The organism is Alcanivorax sp., from assembly GCF_040118815.1.
Taxonomy (GTDB): Bacteria; Pseudomonadota; Gammaproteobacteria; order Pseudomonadales; family Alcanivoracaceae; genus Alcanivorax.
Genome location: NZ_JBEDTC010000010.1, coordinates 1 through 3525 on the forward strand (window position 1 = coordinate 1; position 3525 = coordinate 3525).

2 protein-coding genes and 1 pseudogene are annotated in these 3525 nt (G+C 56.6%); 2 read left to right on the forward strand and 1 reads right to left on the reverse strand.

Translation table 11 applies throughout. From position 1 onward, the window contains the following. Nucleotides 1–22: 22 nt before the first annotated feature. Nucleotides 23–853, reverse strand: coding sequence for an ion transporter (locus ABNH18_RS07325; RefSeq protein ID WP_349382187.1), 831 nt, complete (start codon nt 851–853; stop codon nt 23–25). Between the two features lie 109 nt (nt 854–962). On the opposite strand from ABNH18_RS07325, the gene ABNH18_RS07330 reads away from it, so the two are divergent. Both ABNH18_RS07330 and ABNH18_RS07335 read left to right on the forward strand, forming a co-directional pair. Continuing rightward, complete coding sequence (locus tag ABNH18_RS07330; protein ID WP_349382188.1) at nt 963–1964, forward strand: alpha/beta hydrolase; 1002 nt, start codon at nt 963–965, stop codon at nt 1962–1964. A gap of 194 nt (nt 1965–2158) precedes the next feature. After that, nucleotides 2159–3525: pseudogene (locus ABNH18_RS07335) on the forward strand (hypothetical protein); the annotation flags it as partial.

Sequence of the window (3525 nt, forward strand, 5' to 3'; positions counted from 1 at the left end):
AGCTAAAAACCTGCCGCTGTCTTTAATCATCCGGGCCTTTCAAGGAAAGCTTCGGTAATTCCTCCCCACACTGCTGGCAGAAGCGGGCGTCCGGGTCGTGGGAATGCCGATAGCAATTGGGGCACTCTCGTTCATAACGCATGCTCACCCGGGCCGCCGAAATTTCGGCGGTCACAATCCCGGTGGGCACGGCAATAATCGCATAACCGGTGATCATGGCCAGTGAGGCGATCAGTTTGCCAAAGCCGGTCTGCGGTGAAATATCCCCATAGCCAACCGTGGTGATCGTCACAATGGCCCAGTAAATGCTCTGGGGAATACTGGAAAAACCGTTCTCCGGGCCTTCCACCACATACATCAGGCTGCCGAAGATAATAATCACCACGAACACGGAGAACATGAACACCGCAATCTTGCGGCGGGTGCGGATCAGGGCAATGCCAAGCTGGTTGGCCTCGCCCATGAACTTGGCCAGTTTCATCACCCGGAACACGCGCAGCACCCGCAAGGCACGAATGGTGAGCAGATAATTGGAGCCGGGAATCAGCAGGCTCAGGTAGGTGGGGATAATCGATAACAGATCCACAATCCCGAAAAAACTGCGAGCATAACGAAGCGGCCGTTCGCTGACCCACAGGCGAATGGTGTATTCAATCGTGAACAGAATGGTGAAGAACCATTCGGCAGCGTACAGCACCACGCCGTACTCTTCGTGCAGGCCAGACACACTGTCGAGCATCACGGCGACGACACTGCCCAGGATCGCCACAATCAAAATGATGTCGAATAATTGCCCGGCGGGGGTGTCGGTGCCGAAAATAATGTGTTGCCAGCGTTGCCGCAGGGTTTCCATACCGGGATTGAATCCTTGACCGTGAATGAACAAAGTTTGGCTTATTGTGGCTTGTTCAGGCTGGGATGACCACTTAGGCTCAAGTCTCCACAGCCGGATGGCCAAAGGCATGGCAGACAACAACAAAAAACATTACCCGGCCTGGAGCTGGCAAGGAAAAGTCATCACCCGGACCATCAAAGGGATGGTTAAACCGGTGGTGAGCCGTATCCGTTTTACCCGCCGTTTCATGAAATTCTCCCAACTGGGCTTTGATGCCGTGACCCTGGCCCTGCCTGTGCCCTCGTCAGTGCATATTGCCCGGGCGCATATGGGCGGGGTGCCCGGGGAGTGGTTGATTGCCGGGCGCAACGTGCGCAGCAATCGGGTGGTGCTGTATTTTCACGGCGGTGCCTACTTTTTCGGATCGCCCCGTTCCCACCGGGCAGTGACCTGGCGGCTCAGCCGCGAGTGCCGGGCGAAAGTGTTGGCGCTGGATTATCGCCAGCCGCCCGACTGGGCTTACCCCGCACCGTTGGAAGATGCGGTACGTGCCTACAAGGCATTGCTGGATACCGGTTATCGCCCGGAGCATATCGTGTTGGCGGGGGACTCCGCCGGCGGCAACCTTGCCTTGGTCACGCTGCTGCGGTTGCGTGAGCTGAATGTGCCGTTACCCGCTACCGCTGTGCTGATCAGCCCCTGGGGTGATCTCACCTGTAGCGGAGAGAGCATTCATGGCAACGCAGAAAACGATCCCCTGATTCCGCTTGGCGTCCTGCGCTTTGTGGCCAAGTCCTACAGCCGTGGCCAGGATCCTGCGGCGCCCTTATTGTCACCAGTGTATGCCGACTACACCGGCTTGCCGCCGTTGCTGATTCAGGTGGGCAGTACTGAGGTGCTTTACAGTGATGCGGTGCGGGTAGCGGAACAGGCCAAGCGAGCGGGGGTAGAGCATACGCTGCAGGTATGGGAGCAGATGCCCCATGTTTTTCATGCCTTGGCAGCCTGGTTGCCTGAGGCCGGCATGGCCCTGCGTGAAATCGGGGTATTCGTGAATGCTCGCCTGAATCACAGTGATGATGGCGCCCATGTGCGGGCCCGTGCACGGATTGCCGGGGGCAATCGTTAGTTGATGGTTTCATCGACTGTAAGTAAGAAGTTGTTCTGAGTCTTGTTCAGATACCAATGAGTAACGCTGGCTACGCTTGTTAACAGACTGCCAACCTCCTTGCTCTACAGCAGATTGGACATCCCTTCCATAGTCGTTGATAGCAGCTCCTGTACTGGGGCCATAACGACAAAAATATGATGGAGGGGTTCATCTTGGCTAATCAACTTAAACTTCTGGTAGGTAGCAGCGCCCTTGCGGTAATGCTTGCCGCTTGTGGGGGTGGGGGCGGCTCTGATCCCGTCACCAACCTTACTCCCACTGCGAACGAACGACCATCAACAGAGGAAACCACGCAGATTATCGATGAACAAAATGAGTTCACCGATGAGGTGTGCCCGGAGACCTCTGCCGAGGCGGGTGAAGGTGAGGCGCTAGATTCAGATGAGTGCCTTGAAGAAGGTGAAGAAAACACTGAAGAAGATACAGGTTTTGAACTGTCACAAGACTTGATCGTTCAGCAATTTTGCCCTGATGCATCCTCCGCCTTTGATATTGAAGGCGTTTTTGATCCAGCTATGTTGCAGGAAGATCCTCAGGGTGCTGTCACTGGCGGACTGGAACAGTCGGGAACCTTTCTTGCTGCTTGTCTGCAGGAAGCTGCAGGCAACCTGCAAAACCTCGGCGACTTGATCGGCGGTTCTAATCCTATTACCGACGCCATCTGTCCGGAAGAATCAGCAAAAGAGACTGTCGACCCAGCGAGTTGCTTTGCTGAAGCAGTCAGCGAAGGGGGGCTTCCCGGCGGCGACGGTGGTGGAGGCCTGCCTGGTGCGGATCTGCTTGTCGAGCAACTGTGTCCGGAGGCGGGCGCAGGGGAGTTGAGCCCAGAGTTACCAATCAATTGTCTCATGGAAGCCGGTGGTAATTTTGGTGACGTGCAAGAGTTGCTATTGGGCTCCAATCCGTTGACTGAGCAACTGTGCCCGGACGCCTCTGCAGTTAGCCCGATTGATCCTGTGGCTTGTTTTATGGAAGCGGCAGAAGGCGCTGCGCCAGGTGAAGGCGGCACGCCGCTGGATCCGGTGATTGGCCAGTTTTGTCCGGATGCAGCAGCAGGTGGTATAGCTGAAATCGATCCAGCAGCCTGCCTGGCGGAAGCCGGTGGTAATTTCGGTGATGTGCAGGAGCTGCTGTTGGGGGCCAATCCGTTGACTGAGCAATTATGCCCGGCGGCAGCGGCGGATAGTCCGATTGATCCGGCTGCTTGCTTTATGGAAGCCGCTGAAGGTCTCGCTCCAGGTGAAGGTGGGACTCCCTTGGATCCGGTTATCGGTCAGTTCTGTCCCGATGCAGCAGCCGGCGGTGTAGATCAAATCGATCCAGCAGCTTGTCTGACTGAAGCGGGCGGCAACTTCGGTGATGTACAAGACCTATTGTTGGGCAGCAACCCATTGACCGAGCAATTGTGCCCGGAAGCGTCTGCTGAAAGCCCGATTGACCCGGCAGCGTGCTTCATGGAAGCGGCCGAAGGGCTTGCCCCAGATGGCGGCGGTTTGCCAGGCACAGACGGCAACCCATT

Bases quoted from the DNA above. Each gene is read 5' to 3' on its own strand.
- ABNH18_RS07330 (WP_349382188.1), top strand. From the start codon at position 963: ATGGCAGACAACAACAAAAAACATTACCCGGCCTGGAGCTGGCAAGGA.
- ABNH18_RS07325 (WP_349382187.1), bottom strand. From the start codon at position 853: ATGGAAACCCTGCGGCAACGCTGGCAACACATTATTTTCGGCACCGAC.